This is a genomic window from Antrihabitans auranticaus, assembly GCF_016481275.1.
Classification (GTDB): domain Bacteria; phylum Actinomycetota; class Actinomycetes; order Mycobacteriales; family Mycobacteriaceae; genus Antrihabitans.
In genome coordinates this window covers 76,750-101,648 of the sequence record NZ_JAEMNW010000011.1, presented here as the reverse complement: position 1 = coordinate 101,648, position 24,899 = coordinate 76,750, and the positions used below count along the sequence as shown (strand labels likewise).

The 24,899-nt window shown below is 65.6% G+C and carries 21 protein-coding genes; 14 read left to right on the top strand and 7 right to left on the bottom strand.

Translation table 11 applies throughout. The features are described 5' to 3' along the window. Positions 1-10: 10 nt before the first annotated feature. Positions 11-4,108, bottom strand: a complete 4,098-nt coding sequence (locus JGU72_RS28405; protein WP_199687650.1) for a bifunctional nitrate reductase/sulfite reductase flavoprotein subunit alpha — start codon at positions 4,106-4,108, stop codon at positions 11-13. 159 nt (positions 4,109-4,267) lie between these two features. Between JGU72_RS28405 and JGU72_RS28400 the strand changes: the two genes are divergently transcribed. Then, complete coding sequence (locus JGU72_RS28400) at positions 4,268-4,996, top strand: SIMPL domain-containing protein (RefSeq protein ID WP_199687649.1); 729 nt, start codon at positions 4,268-4,270, stop codon at positions 4,994-4,996. Next, entirely contained in the window at positions 4,981-6,132 is a 1,152-nt protein-coding gene (locus JGU72_RS28395) for a PQQ-dependent sugar dehydrogenase (protein WP_199687648.1), read from the top strand. Before JGU72_RS28400 ends, JGU72_RS28395 begins: the two co-directional genes overlap by 16 nt. Here JGU72_RS28395 and msrA read toward each other — a convergent pair. From msrA to JGU72_RS28380, 3 genes are all read right to left on the bottom strand, one after another. Continuing rightward, on the bottom strand, positions 6,129-6,824 hold the full coding sequence (gene msrA / locus JGU72_RS28390; RefSeq protein WP_199687647.1) for a peptide-methionine (S)-S-oxide reductase MsrA: 696 nt from the start codon (positions 6,822-6,824) through the stop codon (positions 6,129-6,131). The two genes, JGU72_RS28395 and msrA, sit on opposite strands and share 4 nt — an antisense overlap. A gap of 29 nt (positions 6,825-6,853) precedes the next feature. Next, entirely contained in the window at positions 6,854-7,339 is a 486-nt protein-coding gene (msrB, locus tag JGU72_RS28385; RefSeq protein WP_199687671.1) for a peptide-methionine (R)-S-oxide reductase MsrB, read from the bottom strand. A gap of 204 nt (positions 7,340-7,543) precedes the next feature. Beyond that, on the bottom strand, positions 7,544-8,575 hold the full coding sequence (locus JGU72_RS28380) for a beta-ketoacyl-ACP synthase III (protein ID WP_199687646.1): 1,032 nt from the start codon (positions 8,573-8,575) through the stop codon (positions 7,544-7,546). A gap of 281 nt (positions 8,576-8,856) precedes the next feature. On the opposite strand from JGU72_RS28380, the gene JGU72_RS28375 reads away from it, so the two are divergent. The 6 genes from JGU72_RS28375 to JGU72_RS28350 all read left to right on the top strand — a co-directional run bounded on the left by JGU72_RS28375 (position 8,857) and on the right by JGU72_RS28350 (position 15,699). Beyond that, entirely contained in the window at positions 8,857-9,132 is a 276-nt protein-coding gene (locus JGU72_RS28375) for a GlsB/YeaQ/YmgE family stress response membrane protein (protein ID WP_199687645.1), read from the top strand. Between the two features lie 112 nt (positions 9,133-9,244). Further along, entirely contained in the window at positions 9,245-9,982 is a 738-nt protein-coding gene (locus JGU72_RS28370; RefSeq protein ID WP_199687644.1) for a phosphatidylserine decarboxylase, read from the top strand. Continuing rightward, entirely contained in the window at positions 9,979-10,851 is an 873-nt protein-coding gene (gene pssA / locus JGU72_RS28365; RefSeq protein WP_199687643.1) for a CDP-diacylglycerol--serine O-phosphatidyltransferase, read from the top strand. Before JGU72_RS28370 ends, pssA begins: the two co-directional genes overlap by 4 nt. A gap of 30 nt (positions 10,852-10,881) precedes the next feature. After that, the gene (locus JGU72_RS28360; protein WP_199687642.1) at positions 10,882-13,047 is read left to right on the top strand and encodes an AAA family ATPase; all 2,166 of its coding nucleotides are present in this window, start codon (positions 10,882-10,884) and stop codon (positions 13,045-13,047) included. A gap of 32 nt (positions 13,048-13,079) precedes the next feature. After that, positions 13,080-14,363, top strand: coding sequence for a hypothetical protein (locus JGU72_RS28355; protein ID WP_199687641.1), 1,284 nt, complete (start codon positions 13,080-13,082; stop codon positions 14,361-14,363). Continuing rightward, the gene (locus tag JGU72_RS28350; RefSeq protein ID WP_199687640.1) at positions 14,344-15,699 is read left to right on the top strand and encodes a hypothetical protein; all 1,356 of its coding nucleotides are present in this window, start codon (positions 14,344-14,346) and stop codon (positions 15,697-15,699) included. Before JGU72_RS28355 ends, JGU72_RS28350 begins: the two co-directional genes overlap by 20 nt. Here JGU72_RS28350 and JGU72_RS28345 read toward each other — a convergent pair. Next, positions 15,696-16,103, bottom strand: coding sequence for an NUDIX hydrolase (locus tag JGU72_RS28345; protein WP_199687639.1), 408 nt, complete (start codon positions 16,101-16,103; stop codon positions 15,696-15,698). The genes JGU72_RS28350 and JGU72_RS28345 overlap by 4 nt on opposite strands. 104 nt (positions 16,104-16,207) lie before the next feature. On the opposite strand from JGU72_RS28345, the gene JGU72_RS28340 reads away from it, so the two are divergent. Genes JGU72_RS28340 through mnhG form a run of 6 tightly spaced genes read left to right on the top strand, consistent with a single transcriptional unit; the run spans position 16,208 to position 22,301 of the window. Beyond that, complete coding sequence (locus tag JGU72_RS28340) at positions 16,208-19,042, top strand: Na+/H+ antiporter subunit A (protein ID WP_199687670.1); 2,835 nt, start codon at positions 16,208-16,210, stop codon at positions 19,040-19,042. Continuing rightward, complete coding sequence (locus JGU72_RS28335; protein WP_199687638.1) at positions 19,039-19,578, top strand: Na(+)/H(+) antiporter subunit C; 540 nt, start codon at positions 19,039-19,041, stop codon at positions 19,576-19,578. The genes JGU72_RS28340 and JGU72_RS28335 overlap by 4 nt, the downstream gene beginning before the upstream one ends. Then, positions 19,575-21,191 (top strand): Na+/H+ antiporter subunit D, encoded by a 1,617-nt coding sequence (locus JGU72_RS28330; RefSeq protein WP_199687637.1) that lies wholly within the window; start codon positions 19,575-19,577, stop codon positions 21,189-21,191. Before JGU72_RS28335 ends, JGU72_RS28330 begins: the two co-directional genes overlap by 4 nt. Further along, on the top strand, positions 21,188-21,712 hold the full coding sequence (locus tag JGU72_RS28325) for a Na+/H+ antiporter subunit E (protein ID WP_199687636.1): 525 nt from the start codon (positions 21,188-21,190) through the stop codon (positions 21,710-21,712). Before JGU72_RS28330 ends, JGU72_RS28325 begins: the two co-directional genes overlap by 4 nt. Then, a complete protein-coding gene (locus JGU72_RS28320; protein WP_199687635.1) occupies positions 21,709-21,969 on the top strand; it encodes a monovalent cation/H+ antiporter complex subunit F in 261 nt (86 codons plus the stop codon). Before JGU72_RS28325 ends, JGU72_RS28320 begins: the two co-directional genes overlap by 4 nt. Beyond that, positions 21,966-22,301: a monovalent cation/H(+) antiporter subunit G gene (gene mnhG / locus JGU72_RS28315; RefSeq protein ID WP_199687634.1), complete on the top strand. Its 336-nt coding sequence runs from the start codon at positions 21,966-21,968 to the stop codon at positions 22,299-22,301. The genes JGU72_RS28320 and mnhG overlap by 4 nt, the downstream gene beginning before the upstream one ends. Here the strand turns inward: mnhG and JGU72_RS28310 are convergent. Continuing rightward, on the bottom strand, positions 22,273-23,580 hold the full coding sequence (locus JGU72_RS28310; protein ID WP_199687633.1) for a phosphatase PAP2 family protein: 1,308 nt from the start codon (positions 23,578-23,580) through the stop codon (positions 22,273-22,275). The two genes, mnhG and JGU72_RS28310, sit on opposite strands and share 29 nt — an antisense overlap. Continuing rightward, positions 23,577-24,878 (bottom strand): phosphatase PAP2 family protein, encoded by a 1,302-nt coding sequence (locus JGU72_RS28305; RefSeq protein ID WP_199687632.1) that lies wholly within the window; start codon positions 24,876-24,878, stop codon positions 23,577-23,579. The genes JGU72_RS28310 and JGU72_RS28305 overlap by 4 nt, the downstream gene beginning before the upstream one ends. Between the last annotated feature and the right edge of the window lie 21 nt (positions 24,879-24,899).

Below are 24,899 nucleotides of genomic sequence, written 5' to 3'. Positions count from 1 at the left end.
GAGATGCGCCTCAGTACACATCCCGCACGTACCGCTTGTCGGTGGTGAGCTTCTTCTTGTAGGCGAGGGCTTCGTCTTCCGACATCTTGCCGTGAATCTGGGCGATCTTGAGCAGGGTGTTGTCGACGTCCTTCGCCATGCGCGCCGCGTCGCCGCACACATACAGGTGCGCACCCGATTCGAGCCAGCGCCAGAGTTCGGCGCCGTGCTCGATCATGCGGTCCTGCACGTAGATTCGCTCGCGCTGGTCGCGAGAGAACGCCAGGTCGAGCCTGGTCAGGAAGCCGTCGCGGAACATGTTTTCGAGTTCGGACCGGTAGTAGAAGTTCGTGGCCTTGTGCTGCTCGCCGAAGAACAGCCAGTTCTGGCCGCTCGCGCCGAGTTCCCTTCGCTCCTGCAGGAATCCGCGGAACGGTGCGATACCGGTGCCTGGGCCGATCATGATCATCGGTGTCGACGGGTCCATCGGCGGGCAGAAGTGCGGCGCGCGCTGCAGGTAGACCGGCACGGTGCCCTCGTGTCCGCGATCTGCGAGGAAGGTCGAGCACACGCCACCGAGGTCGTCGCGGCCGAAGCGAACCACCGACACCGTCAGCTGGACCTCGTCCGGGCTGACCAGCGGACTGGACGAGATCGAATACTGGCGCGGCTGCAGCGGTTTCAGGACCGATTGCCATTCGACGAGGTCCGCGTCGATCGGGTAGTCGGCCAACAGATCGACCGCCTGCCGGCCCCAGAGGAACTTGTCCAGTTCGTTCTTGTTGTCGCGCCGGAGCAGTTTCGCGAACTGGGGGTCGGAGTTTCGATCGGCGATGAATCGCAACAGATCCGGGGTGATCCGGCAGATGTCGTATCGCTCTCGCAGCGCATCACCGAGCGCCATTTCGTCGTTGCCGACCGTCACCGATCGTGCCGGGTCGAGCCGGGTCGAACGCAGCCAGCCCTGCACCGCGGCGGGGTGATTCACCGGGTAGACGCCCAGTGCGTCGCCGGCGTCGTAGGAGACTCCGAATTCGCTGATGTCGAAACCGAACTGCCGGACCTCCTTGGCCGACCCCGCACCGGTCAGCACTTCGTTGCGGGCGAGTCGAGCCTGGACCGGAGCTGTCCGTGTGAAGAGCGGTTTCAGCGCGGTCGATCCCGGACGGCGCACAGGGGTGAGTGGCCGTTCGGTTGTGGTCTGCCCCAACGCCTTCATGACGTCGTCGAGCCAGTCACGGAAGGGCTCTTCGAAATCCGGCTCGCTGTCGACGCGCGGCAGAATCGGGGTCGCACCGAGAGCGCTGAACCGAGTGTCGACGGCGCGGCCGTGCCCACAGAAATCGTCGTACGACGAATCCCCCATCGCGAATACCGCGTAGCGCGTGCCTGCCATGCGCGGCGCATCCGCGGCGCTGAGCCTGGTCCAGAAGTCGGCACCGTTGTCGGGGGGTCCGCCGTCGCCGAATGTACTTGTGATCACAAGTATCTCACTGGCGGAGACCAGCTCGTCGAGTTCGCTGGTGTCCATGTCCAGGAGTCGTGGCGCAAATCCCTTGGACTCGAGCTCTATCGCACACTGATTGGCGCACTCTTCGGCATTGCCGGTCTGCGACGCCCACAGGACGACGACTTCCCGAGCATCTTCTGCCACAACACGTTCGGCGAGGTCCACGCTGCCGGTCCACTGCGGCACCCGTGAGTAGGTGCCCGCGAGCATACCGTCGACCCACAACTTTGTGCCACGTGAAACAGGCGCACCGGCGGGCAGGACGGGCACTGAGTCGGGCGGCGTGATGTGCAATGCCTTGAGAAAGCCCCCGAGATAGAGCTTCTCGGCATCGGCGAGGACAGGTGGCGACGACAGGTCGATGCCGAGCGCGGCGGCGATGGGGTCTTGGACGGGGACGCGTTGCGGCGTGGTGTCGACGCCCGTCGCACTGCGGATCTTCGCTACCCGGCGCAAAGTTACTGCGCACACCTTGAATTCGGGTTGCAGCGATTCGGCGTCGACCGCGTCACTCGTCACTGCGTTGATCGTCACGTACTCGCCGTGTTCGTCGTTCCAATGGAACGGCGCGAAGCAACTGCCAGGTTGCACCCGATCAGTGACGACGGCCGGCAGGACCGCGCGACCGCGGCGCGACGCCACCTCGATGTCGTCACCCTCGACGAGCCCGAGACGCTCCGCGTCCTCCGGATTGATCTCGACGAACGGGCCCGGATTCAGCTTGTTGAGCTTCGCCACCTTGCCGGTCTTGGTCATCGTGTGCCACTGGTGCTGCAAGCGACCGGTGTTGAGCACCCACGGGTACTCGTCGTCGGGCAGTTCGAACGGTTCCATGTGCGGGCGCGCGAAGAAGTTGGCGCGCCGCGTGGGTGTGGCGAACGCGAGACGCGGCGTGAAACCCGAATCGTCGACGAACAGGTCCTGACTGACGCCGTCGTTGAGATAGCGGATCGGGTGGCGATCGACCTTGTCTCCCGGCGGACTCGGCCATTGCACGGGATTTTCACGCAGTCTGTCGTAAGTGATGCCACGCAGGTCGTATCCCGTTTTCGGGTTGGCGAAGCGACGTATCTCGTCGAAGATCTCCGCGCTGCTCGTGTATGCGAAGTCGTCGCCGAAGCCCATTTCGGTCGCGACCTGAGCGATCAGCAACCAGTCTGGGCGTGCATCGCCTGCCGGTTCGATCGCCTGTGCAAGAAGGGTGAGATTACGTTCGGAGTTCACCATGACCGCATCGGACTCGGCCCACATGGTCGCAGGCAACATGATGTCCGCGTAGGCATTCGTGGCCGTGTCCGTGTAGGCGTCCTGCGTGATGACGAGCTCGGCAGCCTCGAGTCCGGCGATTACCGTCTTTCGATTCGGCACTGTCGCAACCGGATTCGTGCAGATGATCCAGCATGCTTTGATCTCGCCGGCGGCGAGCATGCTGAACATCTCGACGGTGCCCGGGCCGATGTCGGTCCGAATGGACCCGGCTGCCAATCCCCAAGCCTGCTCGACGAATTCGCGGTCCTTGTCCGACGCGACCGAGCGCTGGCCCGGCAATCCCGGCCCCATGTAACCCATCTCCCGGCCGCCCATGGCATTCGGCTGACCGGTCAACGACATCGGACCGCTGCCGGGACGGCAGATCGCACCTGTCGCGAGATGCAGGTTGCAGATCGCGTTCGTGTTCCATGTTCCGTGCGTGCTCTGGTTCAAACCCATTGTCCAGCAGGACATCCAGTTGCCTGATTCGCCGATCCACTGTGCAGCCGTACGAATGTCGGCTGGGGCGAGACCGGTGATCTCGGCGACCCGATCGGGCGTGTAGTCCGCGAGGAACGCCGGCATCGCGTCCCAGCCAGCGGTGTGCTCGGCGATGAATTCCTGGTCGATCCAACCGTTCTCGATGAGGAGATGCAGAATTCCGTTGAGCAGCGCCAGGTCCGTGCCCGCCTTGATCTGCAGGAACAGGTCAGCGCGCTCGGCCGTCGTCGTACGGCGCGGATCGACGACTATCAGCTTGGCGCCCAGCTTGAGCCGATCCGCCATCCGGAGAAACAGGATGGGGTGACAATCCGCCATGTTCGAGCCGATGACGAAGAAGACATCCGCCCTGTCGAAATCGGCGTACGAGCCGGGCGGACCGTCCGCGCCGAGAGATTGCTTGTAACCGGTACCCGCGCTTGCCATGCAGAGCCGAGAGTTCGACTCGATGTGGATCGTCCGCAGGAAGCCCTTCGCGAGTTTGTTCGCGAGGTACTGCGCTTCGATCGACATCTGACCGGACACATAGAGCGCGATTGCGTCGGGTCCGTGTTCGTCGAGGATCTTGCGCAGCCGGGTCGCCGCTTCCTTGACGGCGGTGTCCACGGGGGCCGGGACGCGGTCGGCATCGCGTTGTGTCCGGACGAACGCCGTTTCCATGCGGCCGCCCGCGTTCATGAGGTCCGCATGGGTCGCGCCCTTCGTGCACAACCGGCCCGCGTTCGTCGGATGAAGTTTGTCGCCGGAGACCTTGGCGATCAACTGCCTGCCCGACGCGGGATCGCTCTTCGTCTCCACGACCACGCCGCAGCCGACACCGCAGTACGAACACGCGGTCCTCGTCTTGGCGGAATGGTCCTCAGGCACATACCGATGGTCGCGAATAGACGTTTCCGGCAGGTTTCCGTCTTGGTAAGGACACTGTCAAACGTTCCTCACCAGCAGAAATCTGCGGCTGAGAAGCGACGTGCGTCACAATCCGTACACTCGAAAACGGGTCAGGGGAGGCCAGACCTATTCAGGAGGGTGCCCGAGATGCAACGACGCACGATCGTCACGACCTCTGCGGTAGCGATTGCCGCCACCGTCACGTTGGGGTTGACGGGATGCACAGACCCCGACAACGGGAGCAAACCGGGCGAAGTGACGGTGGTGGGCAACGGCGAAGTCCGCGGTGCGCCGGACATCCTCAACGCAACGATCGGCACCGAAGTGACTGCTCCTGACGTCGAGGCGGCGGTATCCCAATCCAACGAGCGCGCGCAGGCGATGATCGACGCGGTGAAAGCCGCCGGCGTGTCGAGCGACGACGTCCGTACCGAGAACGTCTCGATCCAGCCGGAGTACGGCAGTCCCGGCCCCGACGGGGGTGCGAGCACGATCACCGGATATCGCGCGTCCAACTCGGTAAAGATCGTGGTCCGCGACCTCTCGAAGGCGTCCGACGTCCTCGACAAGGCTGTTCAGGCAGGCGGCAACAGCGCGCGACTCGGCGGAGTGTCCTTCGCGATCGACGACAACTCCGCCCTGCTCAGCCAGGCTCGCGAGCGTGCGTTCAACGATGCGAAAGCCCGGGCCGAGCAGTACGCCGACCTTTCGGACCTTTCGCTCGGCAGTGTGATCACGATCAGCGAGTCCAGCAGCGGGACAGCGCCACAGCCCGAACTTCGCGCCGACTCACAAGCCTCCTACGCACTGGAACCGGGTCAGCAGACAGTCGGCTTCCAGGTAACGGTCAAGTGGGCGCTCGACTAGGCGCCGTCGGCAACGGCCTTGCACTGTTCGCGGTGCTGGCCGCGTGTAGTTCTGCCGCGACACCCCGCCCCTCGACACCTCCGCCGCCCGACTTCCCGGCGCTGGACGTCACGACGGTGCTGACCGGACTCGAACATCCGTGGGACGTGGCAACGGCGCCGGACGGGACAATTCTGACGGGCGAACGCAAGGGACGATTCGTCGCTTTGCGGCCGGGCGGTCAGCCGGCAGAAGTGCGTGCCGACCTCGGCGACCTCTTCGCCTCGGGCGAGACGGGGCTGATGGCTATCGCCTTGGCGAGCGACTTCACCGAAAGCCGAAAGGTCTTCACCTGTCAAGGTTTTCAGAGCGGGGATCAGAAAGACGTTCGCGTGCAGACCTGGACTGTCGACGCGAACTGGACCGAACTCACACGCACCGGAACGTTGATCAGCGGCTTTCCCATCAATTCCGGGCGCCACGGCGGATGCCGCATCCTGCCCCAACAAGACGGTACCGTGCTCGTCAGCGTCGGTGATTCGGCACGTCCGTCGATTCCGCAGGACCTGCAGTCACTGGGCGGAAAGGTCTTGCGCGTCGATGCGACAACCGGGCAGCCCGCCGCCGGGAATCCGTTCGCGGACAGTCCCGTCTACACGCTCGGACATCGCAACGTGCAGGGCCTTGCATTGCAGCCCGAAACCGGCCGCGTCTACGCGGTCGAGCAGGGAAGTTCGCGAGACGACGAGGTGAACCTGCTGCAGGCGGGCGGCAACTACGGCTGGAAGCCTGATCGCGACCCGAGCCGATACGACGAATCGGTTCCGATGACCGACACCGAGCGGGTGCCCGGAGCGATCCCCGCGGTATGGAGTTCGGGCACCCCGACGATCGCTACGGCAAGCGGCACTTTCACGTCCGGCGAATCGTGGCGCGAATGGGATGGCAGCTTGGCCGTCGGCGTGCTCAAAGGCCAAGAGCTGCTGCTCATTCGGCTCGCCGACGACGGTCGGTCGGTCGTCGACGAGGTCTCGCCGGTAGAACTCGACGGCACCTACGGCCGCCTTCGCACCGTCGCGGCGCAACCGGACGGTTCGTTGTTGGTCACTACCGACAACGGCTCCGACGACAAGGTCCTACGGGTGACCCCGCGCTAGGTCGTCGATCGGTACTCAGCCGGGAACAACCGCTGCAGCGCATCGACTTTCGGCGCATCGTTTGCTGCGATGTACGGGTTGTCCGGATGCGTTGCCATGTAGTCCTGGTGATAATCCTCGGCAGGATAGAAAGTGTCGAGCGCGCTCACCGTCGTCACGATCGGCGCGGAGAACGCCTTCGCCTCGTCCAGCTGGGCAATGTAGGCGTTGGCGACGTCGGCCTGCTCGGGTGTGGTCGCGAAGATTTCGGTTCGATACTGCGTCCCACGATCGGGGCCCTGCGCGTTCAGGGTCGTCGGATCAGCGACGACGGTGAAGAAGATCTGCAGAATCCTGCCGTAGCTCACCACGCTCGGATCGAACGTGACCTCGACAACTTCCGCGTGGCCCGACGAGCCGCTGCTGACAGTCCCGTAGTCTGCTGTGTCCGCCGTGCCACCGGAATAGCCGGACACCGCGCTGAGCACTCCGTCGACGTGTTGGTACACCCCTTCGACGCCCCAGAAGCAACCGCCCGCAAGGACCACCTTCGCGGATCGAGCGTCCCCCACTTGCGGGTCGACCGCGGGCGCCGGAACGACCTCCCCCGGCGATGTCGTGTGCCCGGAAACCGTCGACACGTCGGATCCGCACGCGGTTGCCGCAGCACAGACCAGCAACGCGCCGATCACCGATCCAAGTACCCTACGCATCGCCATCGCTAGCCTCTCGTCGATCAGTTCTATTGCGCTGCTTCGAACTTCAGCGCAACACCGTTCATGCAGTAGCGCAGCCCGGTCGGAGGTGGACCGTCGTCGAAGACGTGACCGAGATGTCCGCCGCAGTTGGCGCAGTGCACCTCGGTCCGAGTGCCGTACGAGTTGTCGACCTCTTCACCGACCGCTCCGGCGAGTGGCTGGTAGAAGCTCGGCCAGCCCGTGCCGCTGTCGAACTTGGTTGCGGCGTCGAACAATTTCCGGTCACAGCCGGCGCATGAAAAAGTCCCGCCGCGGTGCTCGTCGTTCAGCGAACTCGAGAACGGGCGTTCGGTGCCGGCATTCCGCAGGACGTTGAACTGCTCAGCGGTCAACCGCTCCCGCCATTGCGCGTCGGTCAACTCGAACGGGAAATCTCCTGCCTGCGGCGCCGCCCGCGCGGTCTGGTCGTATGCGCTGGTTCCGCAGGCCACAGCACCAACTGCTGCCGCTCCGAGCGCCGCCGTCGCCATGAACACCCGCCGGGTAATCACGAGAACACCATGGCCTCAGCCTATGACCGAAAACCCATCGAGTCTGTGACGTCTTTCTGACGATCCGGACCGCCCCGCCCCCTCCGCCGCACCCCGGTTGGGGAGTCGCACCGAATTTATGGCACGAAAACGGGTGCGACTCCCGAGTCGGGGTGCGGCAGAAGTACGGGCGGTGAGGTCGAGCTAGACGGGCAACCCAGGCATCGTGACGACCTGGGATGCGTAGGACAAGCCCGCGCCGAAGGCGATGAGGAGAGCGGTGTCGCCCTTTTTCGCCTCACCGCGGCGGAGCATCGTTTCCATCGCGAGCGGGATCGAGGCAGCTGAGGTGTTGCCGGTTTCGACGATATCGTTGGCAACGGCGCAGGTGTCCGGCAATTTCAGGACGCGCGACATGACCTCGATAATGCGGCCGTTCGCCTGATGCGGGACCAGTGCGTCCAAATCTTCGGTCGTGACACCGGCGCGGTCGAGCGCTTCGCGACAGACCTTCTCCAGCGAGTGCGCGGCCCAGCGGAAGACAGTCGTGCCCTCCATCGTCAGATACGGGCGCACGGCGTCGGTGCCCTGGTCGTCGATTTCGTTGAAGAACTCCATCCAGTCCTTGGTCTGGCGGATCGCCTTCCAGCTTTCGCCTTCCGAACCCCAGACTGTCGGTCCGATGCCGTTCTCCTCCGACGCTCCGACGACAACGGCGCCGGCGCCGTCACCGAAAAGGAACGCCGTGGACCGGTCCGTGAAGTCGAGGGTGTCGGTGAGCTTCTCCACACCGATGACGAGGACGTGGCGGGCGGTGCCGCCCTTGACCATGTCCGATGCGAGGCCGAGTGCGTGACAGAAACCGGCGCAACCTGCGGAAATGTCGAATCCCGCTGTCGCTTTCATACCGAGTCCGCTGGCAACCTGCGGCGCCGCGGCGGGAGTCAGGAGCAGCCAGGTGGACGTTGCGACGATGACGCAGTCGACCTGATCTACCGCGATACCCGCAGACTCGATTGCGCTGCGCGATGCGTCGATCGCCATGGTGAGCACGGTTTCATCCGGCCCGCAGAACCGGCGGGTCTTGATGCCGGACCGCGTCTGGATCCACTCGTCGCTCGATTCGATCGGTCCTGCTACCTCGTCGTTGGTCACGATCCGCGATGGGCGATACACGCCGAGACCCAGAATCGCCGTGTTGGCGGCACCGCTACTCGATGCAATCTGTGCGGGCATGGACATCTCCTAAAGGTCGCGGCCGCCGTTGGCCACATTTCCGGGCAAAAAGTGAGGGCTCCTCATATTCTACTGGACGCTATACAACGGACGCACCTCTGCGCCGACCTGACGTACGCAGACAACGTTTACCGGACGTTTGCTCCGGGTAGTCGCCGTCAGCAGGCGTAGCAAATCGAAACCGAAATACCATCGAGATGTTGCTTCGTTTGCGGTATCAGTCGCTTACCGTTACGCGCACTGGGCGTTACAGATGCGCTCGCACACGAAAGGACCCTCCCATGTGGGGACTTATTTCGACACTCATCATCGGGCTTCTCGCTGGTGCCGTTGCGAGACTGCTCGTTCCAGGCAAAGAGAACTTCGGCTGGATCGGGACGATCGTCCTCGGCGTCGTCGGCGGGTTCGTCGGTGGAACGCTCGGTAGCCTCGTGTTCTCGCCGCACAAGTTCGACATCACGCCACCGGTGAACCACGCTTTCCTCGGCGCGATCGTCGGCGCAGTGATCCTGTTGCTCATCTATAACTTGGTCACGAAGAAGAGCGTTCGGTCCTGATCTCTGGGCAGACGATCAAAATCGGCGAGCCGCTCACGTAAGGTGTGAGCGGCCCGTTCGCATTCCTGCAATGCGAGCGAGCACCCCGATCAGAAAGTTTGAGGACCCTCTCTTGGCACGCCGACCGATGCCCCCCGGCACACCCCCGCAGACAGGACCCGGCCACATCGTCGACCTGGTTCGGGCCGCGGTTCCCCCGCTGCACCCCGCCGGGCTGCCGTTTGTTGCCGGCCCCCTTGCTATTGCAGTGCTCGGCCGCAAGCGCCCGTGGCTCCGCCGCGCCGGAATCGTTTCTGCCGCAGCGTGCGCCGCGTTCTTCCGGCACCCGAGCCGTGTGACGCCCGAACGTCCCGGCGCCGTCGTTGCGCCCGCCGACGGAACAGTTGCCCTGGTCGATTCGGCGACCCCGCCTGCAGAGCTCGGCCTCGGCGACGCACCGCGTCCCCGCGTCAGCATCTTCCTGTCCGTCCTGGACGTGCATGTGCAGCGGAGTCCGGTCGGCGGCGTCGTGCGAACGGTTGTCCACCAGCCGGGCAAGTTCCTCTCCGCGGACCTCGCCGAGGCCAGTGAGCAGAACGAACGCAACAGCATGCTGATCGAGACCGCGGACGGTCAAGAAGTTGCCGTTGTCCAGATCGCCGGTCTGATCGCCCGCCGGATCATCTGTGAGCCGGGTGTCGGTGACACCGTTCGAATCGGGGAGACCTACGGCCTCATCCGCTTCGGTTCGCGGGTCGACACGTACTTCCCCGCGGGAACCGAGCTGCTCGTCGAGGTCGGCCAGCGGGCCGTCGGTGCGGAAACTGTGCTCGCCGAGCTGTCGGCAGCCAAGCACGCACTCGAACCGTGACGAGCCAGGCGGCATCGAGCGCACGCGGCGCTCGGCGAATCCGGCCCGTCCGGCTACTGCCGAGCGCGATCACGATCCTCGCGCTGTGCGCGGGGCTGTCGGCCGTGAAGTTCACGCTCGACCATGAATACAAGATCGCGCTCGCGATGATCGGTGCAGGCGCGGTTCTCGACACACTCGACGGCCGCATCGCCCGACTGCTCGATGCGACAAGCAAAATGGGCGCCGAACTCGACTCGCTCTCCGATGCGATCTCGTTCGGCGTCGCGCCCGCTCTGATGCTGTATCTGGTTCTGCTGCAAGGAAACAACGCGGGCTGGATCATTGCGCTGGTGTTCGCGGTCAGCATCGTTCTGCGCCTTGCCCGTTTCAACACGCTCATCGACGACGACACCCGGCCGAGTTACGCAGGCGAGTACTTCGTCGGCGTGCCGGCACCGGCAGGTGCGCTGATTGCCCTCGTACCGATCGCGATGCTCGAGCAGTTCGGCGAGGGCTGGTGGTCGGAGTTCTACCTCGTCGCGGGATGGACGGTCTTCTCCGCCGCCTTGATCGTGAGCCGGATACCGACGCTCGCAATGAAGTCGTTCTCGGTGCCGCCTCATCTCGCGGTGGTGCTGCTGGTGCTCGTCGCGGTCGTCGCTGCCGCACTGGTTCTCTACCCGCTCGTCGCTCTCATGATTCTTGTGGCCGGCTATCTCGCGCACATTCCGTTCGCAATCCGCTCGCAGCGGTGGGTTGCTGCCCGACCGGAGAGCTGGGACCGCAAGCCTGCGGAGCGGCGCGCGGAACGACGCGCGATCCGGCGCGCGCCAGGTCAGCGGAAGTCCTCGGCCCGGTTGCGGCTGCGGCGGCCGAGTGTTCGCTGAGGCGACTGCTCGACCACCTAACGTAGTGGCATGCCCGAACTGTCTCTCACTGCCCGGCTGAACAATTCCGCAGCCGATACGCGCCGCGGTGTCGTGCGGCTGCACCCTGAGGCACTCGCCGCCCTCGGCCTGCGCGAGTGGGACGGCATCTCCCTGATCGGCGCGCGCAGGACCGCGGCGGTCGTCGGCATCGCACCGCCGGAGACGCCGACGGGGATTGCGCTGCTCGACGACGTCACGTTGTCCAACGCGGGCATCAAAGAGGACGCGACAGTCGTCGTCGCACCGGTGACCGTCTACGGCGCCAGACGCATCAGCGTCAGCGGATCCGCGCTGGCAACACAGGCCATTTCGACGACGACGCTGCGGCAGGCTCTCCTCGGCAAGGTCGTGACCCTCGGCGATACGGTGTCGCTTCTGCCCCGCGACCTCGGTCCCGGAACGAGCACCGCCGCCGCCTCGCAGGCTCTGTCGCGAACGTTCGGTGTTGCGTGGACCTCGGAGTTGCTGACGGTCACATCGACCGATCCGACGACCGGTCCGGTGAGTATCCAACCGAATTCGGCCGTCGACTGGGGATCGGGCGCCGCGAACGGCAGTGCCGCCACTGCGGTCGCAGCGGTCTCCGCGCAGCCGCCACGCGCGGTTCCGGTCGAGGACCTCGTCGGCGCACACACCCAGGCGGCGAAGCTGACCGAATGGCTCGGGCTTTCGCTCGACGAGCCGGAACTGCTTGCCGCACTGAAGGCGGAGCCGAATCTCGGTGTCCTGATCACCGGCCCTGCCGGCGTCGGCAAGGCGACGTTGGCGCGCGCGGTGATCGGTGAACGTCGAGTGGTCGAGCTGGATGGTCCGAGCATCGGCGCGACCGACATAGGTTCGCGCCTGCGCGAGATCAACGCGGGTGTGTCGATAGTCGCTAGCGGCGGCGTTCTGCTCATCACCGACATCGACGCGCTCTTGCCCGCCGACGCGGAACCGGTCGCGACGCTCATCCTCGACCAATTGCGTGCCGCGGTGCGAACACCCGGCGTTGCGTTCGTCGCGACGACCGCGCATCCGAGCGCGGTCGATGCCCGTCTTCGGGCGCCGGACCTCTGCGATCGTGAACTCGCAGTTGGTCTTCCGGACGGGGCGACGCGTAAGGCCCTGCTGGAGTTGTTGCTCCGCAAGGTGCCGACCGGAGACCTCAAGCTCGATGTAATTGCCTCTCGAACACCGGGATTCGTCGTTGCCGACCTCGCCGCTCTGTGCCGCGAGGCGGCCCTGCGGGCGGCGTCACGGGCGAGCAAGGCGCGCGAAGAGCCGGTGCTTGCGCAGGCCGACCTGGTCGGTGCTCTCGATGTCATCCGCCCACTGTCACGTTCGGGCACAGAGGAATTGGCGATCGGCAGCCTGACCCTCGACGATGTCGGCGACATGGTGGAGACCAAGCAGGCGCTGACCGAGGCCGTGCTGTGGCCGTTACGACATCCGGATTCCTTTGCGCGCCTGGGTGTGGACCCGCCGCGAGGCGTCCTCCTGTACGGACCACCCGGCTGCGGCAAGACATTCCTGGTCCGCGCGCTGGCTAGTACGGGCCAGCTCAGCGTCCACGCAGTCAAGGGTGCCGAGCTGATGGACAAGTGGGTGGGCGCGTCGGAGAAGGCGGTCCGCGAATTGTTCCAGCGGGCAAGAGATTCCGCACCATCACTCATCTTTCTCGACGAGGTGGACGCGCTCGCACCCCGGCGGGGCCAAAGTTCGGATTCTGGTGTGGGCGACCGCGTCGTCGCCGCACTGCTGACCGAACTGGACGGTATCGAACCACTGCGTGATGTCGTCGTACTCGGCGCAACGAACCGGCCCGAGCTCATCGACCCCGCACTGTTGCGCCCCGGACGCCTCGAGCGGCTGGTCTTCGTGCCGCCGCCGGATGCCTTGGCGCGCAGGGAAATTCTGCGCACGACCGGACGTTCCGTACCCCTCGCCGCCGACGTCGACCTCGATGCGCTCGCCGAAGAACTGGATGGCTACTCGGCGGCCGACTGCTCGGCGCTGCTGCGCGAGGCAGCGCTTGCGGCCATGCGTCGCAGCGTCGATGCAGCCGACGTCACGGCTGCCGATGTGGAATCGGCGCGACGCGCGGTCCGGCCGTCGCTCGATCCGGTCCAGGTTGCGGCCCTGCAGAGCTACGCGGACAACCGATCCGCATAACTCACGATCGGGAGTACGTTCGGAGGGTGCAAATGGGTGCGCAACGCCACGCCGCCCGGTGGCTCGAAGCGGTCGCGGCGTTCGCGATCGCACTGACGTCTGCCCTCGCAATCGCCGATCCACGTGCCGCGATCGGGCACGTTCCGGGCGCCGTGGACCTGCCGATCGAGCTGGTCGTCGACCTCGTCTCCGTGTCACCCATCGCGGCCCCGCTGGCTGCGGTCGTCGCGGTCTGTGTGTGCGCTGCCCTTCGCAACTCGCGTTGGGCGTGGCCGACCGCGGCCACTGCGACGACCCTGCAAGCGGTGTTGCGGATCCCCGTCTCCGACGAACTCGAGACCCAGGTGTCGATCGCCGCGGCAGTCTTTGCGGGAATCGCGCTCGGCGCCGTCGCTGCCACTGCATGGCGGCGAAGCGCCGCATCTGCGGCGGTCGCGGTCGTGGCCGGGTTCTTCGGCGCAATGCTGCTCAAGCATCTGTCCCTGCAAGATTTCACGTATCGGCCGATCAGCCGGTCCGCGCTCGCAGTCGAGCCGATGATGCCGTCCCCACCCGTGTGGCCGTTCGCGATCGCAGCGGTCGCGGCCGTCGCCAGCGCACTTGTTGCCCGACCGCCCGCGAGCGGTGATTCGCCGCGTCAGCCGCGCCTCGCACTGGCAGCGGTCGCACTTACGATCGCGATGATCGCAACCGAATACCTGGCGGCGCAGTGGCTGGTAGAGCGCCGGATCGACGTCCTCGTTGCGATGACGATGTTGTTCGCTACCACCCTCGTCGCGGCGATCGTCCTTGCTCGCATGGACGGTCCGTGGTCGGGCGCGTTTCTGCTGACGACGACTGCAGTGGTTGCGGCCAGTCATCTGGCCGGCGGGTCCGATGTGTCGCTACTGCCCCGGGACAGCCGCTGGTGGTTGTTGCTCGTCGCGGCCGCGCTGCTCGCAGGCTTGGCACTCGGTGTGCGCCTGCACCATCGGCCGTTGCGGATCGTATTTGCACTTCTTGCCGTTGCAGCCGTCCTCGAACCGGCGTCGTTCATGTCCTTGCTCGCCATCGCCGCCCTCGGCGGCTTCGCGATGGGTGTGAGCCTTCCCGGAGCCGGCCCGCTCGCCGTATCCATAGCCCTCTCCGTCCCCACCACCGGCATCGCGTTCGCCGCGACAACGGACACTGTCACTTACCCGAACAGTTCGACGCGGCTCGCCGCGACCGCTGTCGTCATCGCCTGCGCGCTAGGAACCGTGGCGGTTGGTTGGTTCTCGCAGGCCACGCTCCGGCGAGCTGAGGTACCGTCTCCCGGTGACGCCAAGCCTTCGTGAGCTGATCGCAGCCATCGCCGCAGTGGTGTGTGGTGCGCTCGCAGCATTCGTCGCGACGCCGATCCTCGGGATCAACTGGTCGTTCTCTGCCGAACTCGCCGACACCGAGAAGTGGATTGCCGTGCAATCCAACACGGTGGCGATCGGCGGCGCGCTCGCTGTTCCGGTGTGCGTTCTGCTGGCGAGCCGGGGCTCACGCCAGCTTGCGTGGGGCGCCGCGGCGGGGTTCGCGCTCATCGTCGGAATCGCGACGCTGATCCTTCCGGACGGGTCCGGCATCGACGCCCAGGGCACGTACTACCTGCGCGCGCTGGCTGCCGGCGGCCTGATCGGTGCGGCGGTCGCAGCATCGTGGGGCAGACGGGCACTGCAGCTCGCGCTGGTGCTCGGGGTCGTCGCAACGTGGCTGATCGTGTGGATGCGTGAAGCGCAGGCGTTTCACGACGTCTTCGATCCGGCTGCGCGCCGTGCCGGCGACCCCTGGTGGTGGCTGGTCGCCCTTGCCATCGTCGCGGCAGCCGCGGCCGCAGCGACAGCGCATTCGTCCTACCGTGCCCCACATCCCGGGCTCGCCGGTGTCCAGGTCGCGATCGCCGGGGTGATTTCGTTCGTCGTCGTCAACCGCCTGCTCGGCGCTTGGCTGACCAATGTTGCCGACTCCCCCCGGCCACGGCTGTGGACGGTCACGCTGTCGGTCGTCGCGCTGATCTTCGTTCTTGTCTTCTTCATCTCCCGGATGACGCCGGGCACCGACGGCAGGTTCGTCCTGACGATGACCGGTATCACTGCAGCGGCGATGCCTGTGGTGTGCAGCGCACACGGTCTGCTGACCCGCGAGGTCGACCTGTGGGTCGGCCTCTTCGTGGGCATTCTCGCCGTCGCAATCGGTCTCCGCGCAGCCATCGTCGTTCCGCATCCCGTTGCCGGCCTGGCCGTCGCCGGTCTGGTCCCGCTGCTCGGAGCGCTGTGGCCAGAATTCGGCACCGGCGATGCCTGGATCGTTCTGCGACTTGCACTCCTCGGGCTCGGTGCCGGGCACGCGATCGGGTCCAACTTCGCGAGCGAGTCTCCGATCACCGCGCTCGGCCTGGTCATCCCCTTCACCGCGCTTGCGCTGTCCCGCGCGTATACGATTCCGCTCGTCGGCGCGACCGAGGAGACGGGCGATTACGGGCTGCCGAAGCTGTACGGCGACCCGGAGCTCTTCAACGACAACGCGGTGGCGATCGTGATGACGGTCTTCGTCGGGTGCTGTGCGGCCGCGATACTCACCTACCGGCCGCGGCCCGCAACGCCCGGCCATTTCCGCAGGATCTCCGACTCCTCCGCGCTCTAGTCGACCAGTCCCATGCCTTGCAGATGCCGGAAGACGAGCATCGAGCCGGGTGCGACGTGGTCCATCGCGGCGTACTCGGCGACGGTGAAGTAGCGCAGCTCGGCTATCTCGCTGGTGGGTCGTGGCTCGTCGACGAGGTCGGCAAGAAAACAGGTCATGTGCAGCTGGGTGCCGGGCGGATGGCCATAGGCTTCGGCACGGAAAATTCCCAGCTCCGCGACGGTCGCCGGCACGATCCGGGTACCGAGCTCCTCGCGAATCTCGCGGTGCAGGGCCTCTTCCGCGGTCTCACCGAAATCGATCTTCCCGCCGGCCATGTAGAACGCTGGGTTGTCGACCGACCTGGTCTGCAGGAGGCGTCGGCGCTGCACATATGCCAGCGCTGCGGTCCGGATCTCGGGCACTGGGTCACAGTACCCAAGGCCGCGTTACCTAAGATGGACCTACGGCAGTTCTTCCAGCGCCGCCGTTCTACACCCCGCCGCTGACAACAAACGACGGAGTGCCATTGCTCGAGATACTGCTCGCACACGCGGTCGCCGCTGCTCTGGCACCGGTGTGCGTCCGATACTTCGGGCGAAATGCGTTCCTCGGGCTCGCGCTCGTTCCCCTCGTCTGCCTCGGCTGGGTAGTCGCGAATTGGAACACCGAACGCAGCGTCGATGTCGAGTGGATCCCCGGACTGTCGATGAACATCGTCCTCCGCTTCGACTCGCTCGCGGCGATCATGTCGGTTCTCGTCCTCGGCATCGGCAGCCTCGTCCTGGTCTACTGCGCGAGATACTTCGAGGACGACGAACCACGGCTCGGTGTCTTCGCAGCACAGATGGTCGCGTTCGCAGGAGCGATGTTCGGCCTCGTGACGAGCGACAACCTGCTCGTTCTGTACACCTTCTGGGAACTCACGACCGTCCTGTCCTTCCTGCTCGTCGGCCACTACGCCGAACGCGCGACGAGCCGTCGCGCTGCCACCCAGGCGCTGCTCGTGACCACAGCCGGCGGGCTGGCGATGTTGGTCGGGTTCATCGTCATCGGCGAAGTCGGCGGCAGCTATCTGCTCTCGGAACTCCTGGCGAACCCGCCCCGCGGCTGGCTGACGAACGTCGCCGTGGTCCTGATCCTGATCGGCGCGCTCAGCAAGTCCGCCGTCGTACCGATGCACTTCTGGCTGCCCGGTGCGATGGCCGCACCGACGCCGGTCAGCGCGTACCTGCACGCCGCCGCGATGGTGAAGGCCGGTATCTACCTCATCGCGCGACTGGCACCCGGCTTTGCCGAGACGCCCGTCTGGCACGCGACGATCATCCCGCTCGGGCTCTTGTCGATGCTCTTCGCGGGCCGCCGGGCGCTGCAGGTCTACGACCTGAAGCTGGTCCTCGCGTTCGGCACCGTCTCGCAGCTGGGCTTCCTGACCGTCCTGGTCGGGGTCGGCAGCCAAGACGTCGCGCTCGCCGGAATGACGATGCTTGTCGCGCATGCCTTCTTCAAGGCGGCGCTCTTCATGGTTGTCGGCATCATCGACCACTCGACCGGGACCCGCGACCTCCGCAAGCTTGCCCACCTGGGCAGGCGCCTACCGGTCCTCGCCGGGATCGCGACGCTGGCGGCAATGAGCATGGCCGGCCTGCCGCCGCTGATCGGCTTCGTCGGCAAGGAAGCCGCACTCACAGCACTCGAGTCCACAACCGCGCTGACGCCGGCGGTACGCGTAGCGGTGCTGATCGCGGTTGTGCTCGGTTCGGTACTGACCGTCGCCTACAGCGTGCGTTTCGTCTGGGACGCCTTCGGGGCGAAGGAACGTGCCGAGCCGAGTTCGGCGGTCGCGCAGTTGCACGCGCCGAGTCCCCTGCTGGTAGCTGTTCCCGCCGTGCTCGCCGTGAGCGGTCTCGCCCTCGGGCTCGCGGCACCATGGCTCGACGGCCTCCTGGTCCGGTATGCGCAGACCCTTCCCGGGCCCGGCGGCTATCACCTCGCGTTGTGGCACGGCGTCGGTCTGGCCCTTGGACTCACTGTCCTCGTGATCGTCAGCGGCGTGTTCCTGTATCTCCTGCACGATCGGGTGCGTTGGCGGCGCCCGCTGTTCGGAAACGCGGACCGCGCCTACGACGCCACGCTGCGCTGGGCCGACCGGGTCTCGATGCGGTTGACCGGTTCCACCCAGCGCGGCTCGCTGCCGCTGACGCAGGCGATCATCCTCACGACCCTCGTCGTCTTGCCGATGGTCGTGCTCGCGATCGGGCCGCGGAACGAACTGCACCTCCGGTTCTGGGACTCACCGATGCAGCTGGCCGTCGGCGCAGTCATGATCGCGACGGCGCTCGGCGCAACCGTCATGCGGAACCGCCTCGCGAGCGTGCTGCTCGTGGGCGTTGCCGGCTACGGCTGCGGCGTCATCTTCGCGTTGCACGGTGCGCCCGACCTCGCGCTGACGCAGTTGCTGGTGGAAACGCTGACGCTCGTGATCTTCGTTCTGGTGCTGCGAAAGCTGCCCGCCGAGGTCGACGACCGTGGCGCTCGCGGCTTCCGCGTGTCCCGCGCGATCCTGTCGATCGGTGTCGGGGCGACACTGACGACGATCGCCGCCTACGCGATCAACGCCCGGACCGCGCCGCGGATTTCGCTCGAAATGCCCAACGCCGCTTACGAATTCGGCAACGGCAAGAACGTCGTCAATGTCATCCTCGTCGACATCAGGGCCTGGGACACGCTCGGTGAGGTCTCGGTGCTGCTGGTTGCGGCGACCGGTGTCGCGTCGCTCGTGTTCCGGAGTAGGAGGTTCGGCAGCGCGCCCCGCGTCGCCGACGCGACCGCCCCGAACATCTCGCCGACCGACAGCGTGACGTGGTTGCGTGGCGGCGACCTGATCCACCCGCGGCACCGTTCGCTGGTTCTCGAGATCACCACACGCCTGGTGTTCCCGACGATCATGGTGCTCTCGGTCTACTTCTTCTTCGCGGGTCACAACGCGCCCGGCGGTGGATTCGCAGGCGGGCTGACTGCAGGTCTGGCACTGGTCCTGCGTTACCTCGCAGGCGGTCGCTACGAACTCGGTGAGGCCTTGCCCGTGGACGCGGGCCAGATCCTCGGCGTCGGACTGATCGTGTCCGCGGGCACCGCGGCGATCTCGATCCTGCTGGGCGCCCCCGTGCTGTCGTCGGCGACTTTCGAGATGTCGATCCCGCTGATCGGGGATGTCAAGCTCGTCACCGCGCTGTTCTTCGATCTCGGCGTGTACCTCATCGTCGTCGGCCTGGTCCTGGACGTGTTGCGCAGTCTCGGCGCGCGCCTCGACTCGCCGTCGGAATCGAAGCCGACGTTCTCCGCGAACGGGGTGCAGCGATGACCGCCAACCTCGGACTGCTCATCGTCATCGGCGTACTCGCTTCGGCCGGAACGTACCTGGTTCTGGAACGGAGCATCACGAAAATGCTTCTCGGCGCCGTGCTCATCGGAAACTCGATCAACCTGCTGATCCTGACGGTCGGCGGCGAGGATGGAAATCCGCCGATCGTCGGGCGGACCCGCGAGGGCGCCGAAAGCACGCCGGAGAACATGGCCGACCCGCTCGCGCAGGCGATGATCCTGACCGCCATCGTGATCACGATGGGCCTCAGCGCGTTCGTCCTCGCGCTCGGTTACCGATCTTTCACGCTGACGACCGAAGACCGGGTCGAGAACGACCCCGAAGACGTACGCGTGCAAACGCGCCGCACTCGCGCGGACGCCCCCGACCAGGACCGTTCCGACGACCCCATCACAGGCGAACCGAGCCGCAGCGGCGATGCCTTCGACTCGAAGGGAAACCCCATTCCGCTCGAAGCGCTGCGCAATCGCAAGGATCTGCTCTCGACCGAAGAGGCCGAGGGAGACATCGAATGACGATCGTTCCGGACATCGTCGGCTCGCTGGCGCCGCTTCCCGTACTGATTCCCCTCGTCGCGGCCGCGATCACGCTGATCTTCGGCCGCCGGCCACGTGTGCAGCGCTACACGGCGATCGGCGCCCTCTTCGCCGTGCTCGCGGTGTCGGGGATGCTGCTCTTTCTCGCAGACCGGGACGGCACGACTGCCATTCAGGTCGGCGGCTGGGACTCGCCGATCGGCATAACGCTGGTGGTCGACCGGCTGTCTGCGTTGATGCTCGTCGTGTCGTCGATCGTGTTGCTTGCCGTGATCGTCTACGCCGTCGGTCAGGGTGTTCGCGACGGCACCGAGAATCAGCCGACGTCGATCTTCGCCCCCACCTACCTTGTGCTGTCGGCAGGGATCTCGAACGCCTTCCTCGCGGGCGACCTGTTCAACCTCTACGTCGGCTTCGAGGTGCTGCTTGCGGCATCGTTCGTGCTCCTGACGCTTGGCGCGAGCGAGGATCGCGTGCGGGCGGGCGTCTCCTACGTCATGGTGTCGCTGCTGTCGTCGCTGATCTTCCTGTGTGGCATAGCGTTCGCGTATGCGGCAACAGGGACACTGAACCTCGCGCAGATGGCAACTCGGCTCGAAACGGTCCCCGCCGGAACGCGTACCGCGATGTATGCGGTTCTGCTTGTCGCATTCGGCATCAAGGCGGCGGTGTTCCCGCTGTCGAACTGGCTACCGGACTCCTACCCGACCGCGCCGGCACCGATCACCGCGGTCTTCGCGGGATTGCTGACGAAAGTCGGTGTGTACGCGATCATTCGCACACACACCCTCCTCTTCCCCGGCGGTGAACTCGACGACGTCCTGATGGTGGCAGGTCTTCTGACCATGCTCGTCGGCATCTTCGGTGCGATCGCACAGAGCGATATCAAGCGACTGCTGTCGTTCACCCTCGTCAGCCATATCGGCTACATGGTTTTCGGTGTCGCGCTCTCGACCGAAACCGGACTGTCGGGCGCCGTCTACTACGTCGCCCACCACATCATCGTGCAGACGACGCTGTTCCTCGTCGTGGGCCTGATCGAGCGGCAAGCCGGGTCGGCGTCGCTTCGCCGGCTCGGCGGGCTTGCCGCGGCGAGCCCGGTTCTGGGCGTGCTGTTCCTCATCCCGGCGCTGAATCTCGGTGGCATACCGCCGTTCTCCGGGTTCATCGGGAAGGTTGCGCTGCTGCAAGCGGGTACCGAGCAGGCGAGTGTTCTCGCGTGGGTGCTGGTCGGCGGCGGAACCGTGACCAGCCTGCTGACGCTGTATGTCGTGGCACGCGTCTGGACGAAGGCATTCTGGCGACCGCGTGCCGATGCGCCGGAGGGCGACATGGCAGACAACGGGCCCTCGGCGCTGATCGACGAATCCTTCGATGTCGCGTTCCACAAGCGCGCGGACGTCGGCAGGATGCCCGCGTTCATGCTCGTTCCCACCTTCGCACTCGTCGGGGTCGGGATCGCGCTGACAGTGTTCGCGGGCCCGCTGATCGGCATCACGCAACGCGCGGCCATCGACCTGCAGGACCGCTCCGGCTACATCGACGCGGTCCTCGGACCGGGCTTCACCGCAACAGTGGGAGCCGCACGATGACGCGCGAACGAGTGGTCCAGATCTCGGTCCTCTGCTGGCTGGCGATCGTCTACGTCTGGCTGTGGGGCGACATCAGTGTCGGAAACATCCTGGCAGGACTCGTAATCGGCGCACTCGTGATGTGGTCGCTGCGGCTGCCGCGCGTTCGGGTCGAAGGCCGCGTCCACGTCCTGTCGATTTTGCAGTTGATCTTGCTCACGGGGTACTACGCCCTCGAGTCGAGCGCGCAGGTTGCCTGGCTTGCGATTCGGCCCGGTCCGCTGCCGCCGACCGGTGTCCTGCGCATCCGGTTGCAGATCGAGTCGGACCTCGTACTGGTGCTGTGCTGCGACGTGCTCAACCTGATCCCGGGCACGATGGTCCTCGAGATCGACAAGGCCCGGCGGACGGTCTACGTGCACGTGATCGACGTCGGCAGCACGAAGGCGGTGGGTAAGTTCTATCGTTCGACCCGACGATTGGAGAAGCTCTTCATCGACGGGTTCGAGAGCAACCGAAAGCAAGCGGGGGCGGAGCAATGACGGTCGTCGCGATCATCGCGGGAACCATGCTGATACTGGCGGCGGCGCTGACCTGCTACCGGATTCTCGCCGGCCCTAACTCGCTGGACCGACTGGTTGCCATCGACACCGCGATGGCGGTCGCGATGTGCGGGCTCGCGGTGTGGGCGGCCGCGAGCAAAGACACGACGGTCGTACCCGCGATCGTCGCGCTGTCCCTCGTCGGCTTCCTCGGGTCCGCGAGTGTCGCGCGCTTCAGGGTCGGTGACGACCAGTGACACTGATCCTCGACGTCGTTTCCGGCGCTTTCATGATCCTCGGTTCACTGCTCGCGCTGACGGCCGCGGTCGGGATCGTGCGCTTCAAAGACACTCTTTCGCGCATGCACGCGGCAACGAAACCGCAGGTCGTAGGCTTGATTCTGGTGCTGACGGGAGCGGTGATCCAGTTGCACGGCAACGTCGATATCTGGATGCTCGTTCTCGTCGGGCTGTTCACGGTGCTCACCGCACCGGTGATCGCGCACATGGTCGGCCGCGTCGCCTACCGCGAGCAGGGCACCACGGACGCTCGGCTCGTCGTCAACGAGATGGCCGAGGATCAGGAATAGACCCCCGGTGCGCGGTTACCGAGTTCGTAGACTCGCTAACCGCGTACGGGCGCGCAGCGCCTCTGTTGAAGGCAACCCACAGTGCGGCAAGCGATCCGAGCAGCAACGGCGTCGAAAATTCGGGGTGCGCGGCGATCGGAACCGCGAGATATCGGTACGACGCGAGCAGACCGACGAACAACAGCGACCCCGCACCGACCAGCTTGATCCGGGGCCACGTCCACCCGCGCTCCGGATCACGCAGGGCTGCTTCGACGGTGAGGCAGAGCACCGCGCCTGCAATCAGGTCCACGCCGTAGTGGTAGCCGAGACCCAGGGTCGCCATACAGGTCACGATCAGCCAGAACGTCCCCAGCGAGCGCAACCACCACGGGCCCTGCCTGGTGTGGATGAACAGCGACAACGCCCACGCCGTGTGCATGCTCGGCATGCAGTTGCGGGCTGTGTAGTTGTTGAACGGGATCGGGTTCGGCGTCGTGTCGGCAGTCGGAAACACGGTCGGCCAGATATTCGAGACCTGCGAGCCGACTCCTTCGGCGCCGTAGGCGAAGACCGGCCCGACGACCGGGAATGCAAAGTAGAACAGCGGACCGATAAGGCCCATCACGAGGAACGTGCGCAGCAGATAGTGGCTCGGCCACACCCTGTCGCGGACCACGTTGCGCAGCTGCCAGAAGACGACGAAAACGGCGGCAAACGTCAGGTCGCTGTAGACCTCGGAAACCGCGCCCTGGACGATCGGCGCCACGTGCACGATGCGGTACATAACCCACGACGGAAAGCCCAGGGCGCGATCGGCGAGCAGGGCGTATTCGTCGAGGACAAACGGCCGCAGCACAATTGTCGCGTGCAGGCAGGCCGCCGCGAGTTGCCAGGCCATGATCAGCAACGCGCCCAGCGCAATTCCGCGCAAGGCAAGTGTCCGCCGCTCCCCTGCCCAGCGGAACGCCACGACAGCGGCGAGCACCGGTAAGACGAGCAGCGGGCCCTTGCCGGGATCGATCGCCTCGCCGTGGATTTGCTGAAGCACGCAGGTCTGGACGTCGATCAGCAGCGCTGCCAGCAACGTGATCGTGCGGGCTCGGCGGTCCAGCCCGACCACGGCAACGATCAGCGCACCCCAGGGGACCGAATACGACGGTGGGGCGCCGGCCATATCGTCGAACAGGCCCAGGATCGGCCCGCGGGCATCGTGACTGTTCGCGAACAACTGCATCGCAATCAGCAAGAGCACCGACGTCGCGACCATCATCGCAAGCAACGACGGCCTTCTGGTCATGCAGACTTCACTGCTGCGCTGGGCACAGCCCGCACTGCTGCGTTACGCGCAAAGAATGTGGTGTAGAACAGCACGACCATCGCAACCAGGGACCCGACCAGTAGCGGACCGGAGATCTCGGGGTACTGCGCAATCGGAACCGCCAGGAAGCGGTACGACAGGAGCAGCGCCACGAACAACACGGCACCACCTACGACGAGGCGAATGCGGAAGAAGCCCCAGCCGCGCTCGGGATCGCGCAGCGCCGACTCCACCGTGAGGCAGAGGACCGCGCCGGCGATGAGGTCGACGCCGTAGTGGTAGCCGAAGCCCAGGGTCGCCAACAGGGTGCCGATCAGCCAGAAGGTGCCCATCCAGCGCAGCCAGCGTGGACCGCCACGACTGTGGATGAAGATCGAGAGGACCCACGCGGTGTGCATGCTGGGCATGCAGTTACGCGGGGTGAATTCGTCGAACGGGATCGCCGACGGCGTCAGGTCGAGGGGCGGCACGAAGTTCGGCCAGGAGTTCGACACCTGCAGACCATTGCCGTCGACACCGAATGCGAACATCGGGCCGACGACCGGGAACAGGAAGTAGAAGACCGGACCGATCACGCCCATGACGATGAAGGTCCGCACGAGGTAGTGGCTCGGCCAGCCCTCGGGAGTCTTCGACGCCCGGTAGAGCTGCCAGCAGGCGACGATGATCGCCGCGAACGAAAGCTCGCTGTAGATCCAGTGCAAGAGGAAGTTGCCGACCGGTCCGGATGCTTCGACCAACTGACCGACCAGCCAGGACGGGTTGCCGAGCGCGTGGTCGGATATCTGCGCGTACTCGTCGAGCACCATCGGCTTGCTGAGCGAGGTGATCTTCAACCAGGTCTCGGCGACCTTCGAAGCCATGACGAGCAGCGCGCCGACGGCAATGCCACGCAGTGCGAGCGTCCGTTGCCGACCCGACCAGCGGACTGCCACCGCGACCGCCAGCACGGTCAGGACGATCGTGGGGCCGTTGCCGAGTGCGAACCGATTGTCGAGAAAGAGGAACCGAACGCCTGCCATGGCGACGTCGAGCACCAGCGCAGTCGACAGCGCGACGATGCGCCACTGCTTGTTCAGGCCGACCATCGCGATCAGTAGGCTCGCCCACGGAACGGAATACGAGGCCGGCGTCGCTACGTAGTCGTAGCCGAGCGCAACGAGTGGTCCGCGGATGTCGTCACGGAACGCGACGATCTGTATGCCGACCATCAGAAGGGCACATGCAATGAGCATGCCGAGCAAAAAGGCGTCCGCCGAATGCAGTCGGCGGACCATCGAAGGCCTCGTTGCTTTTCT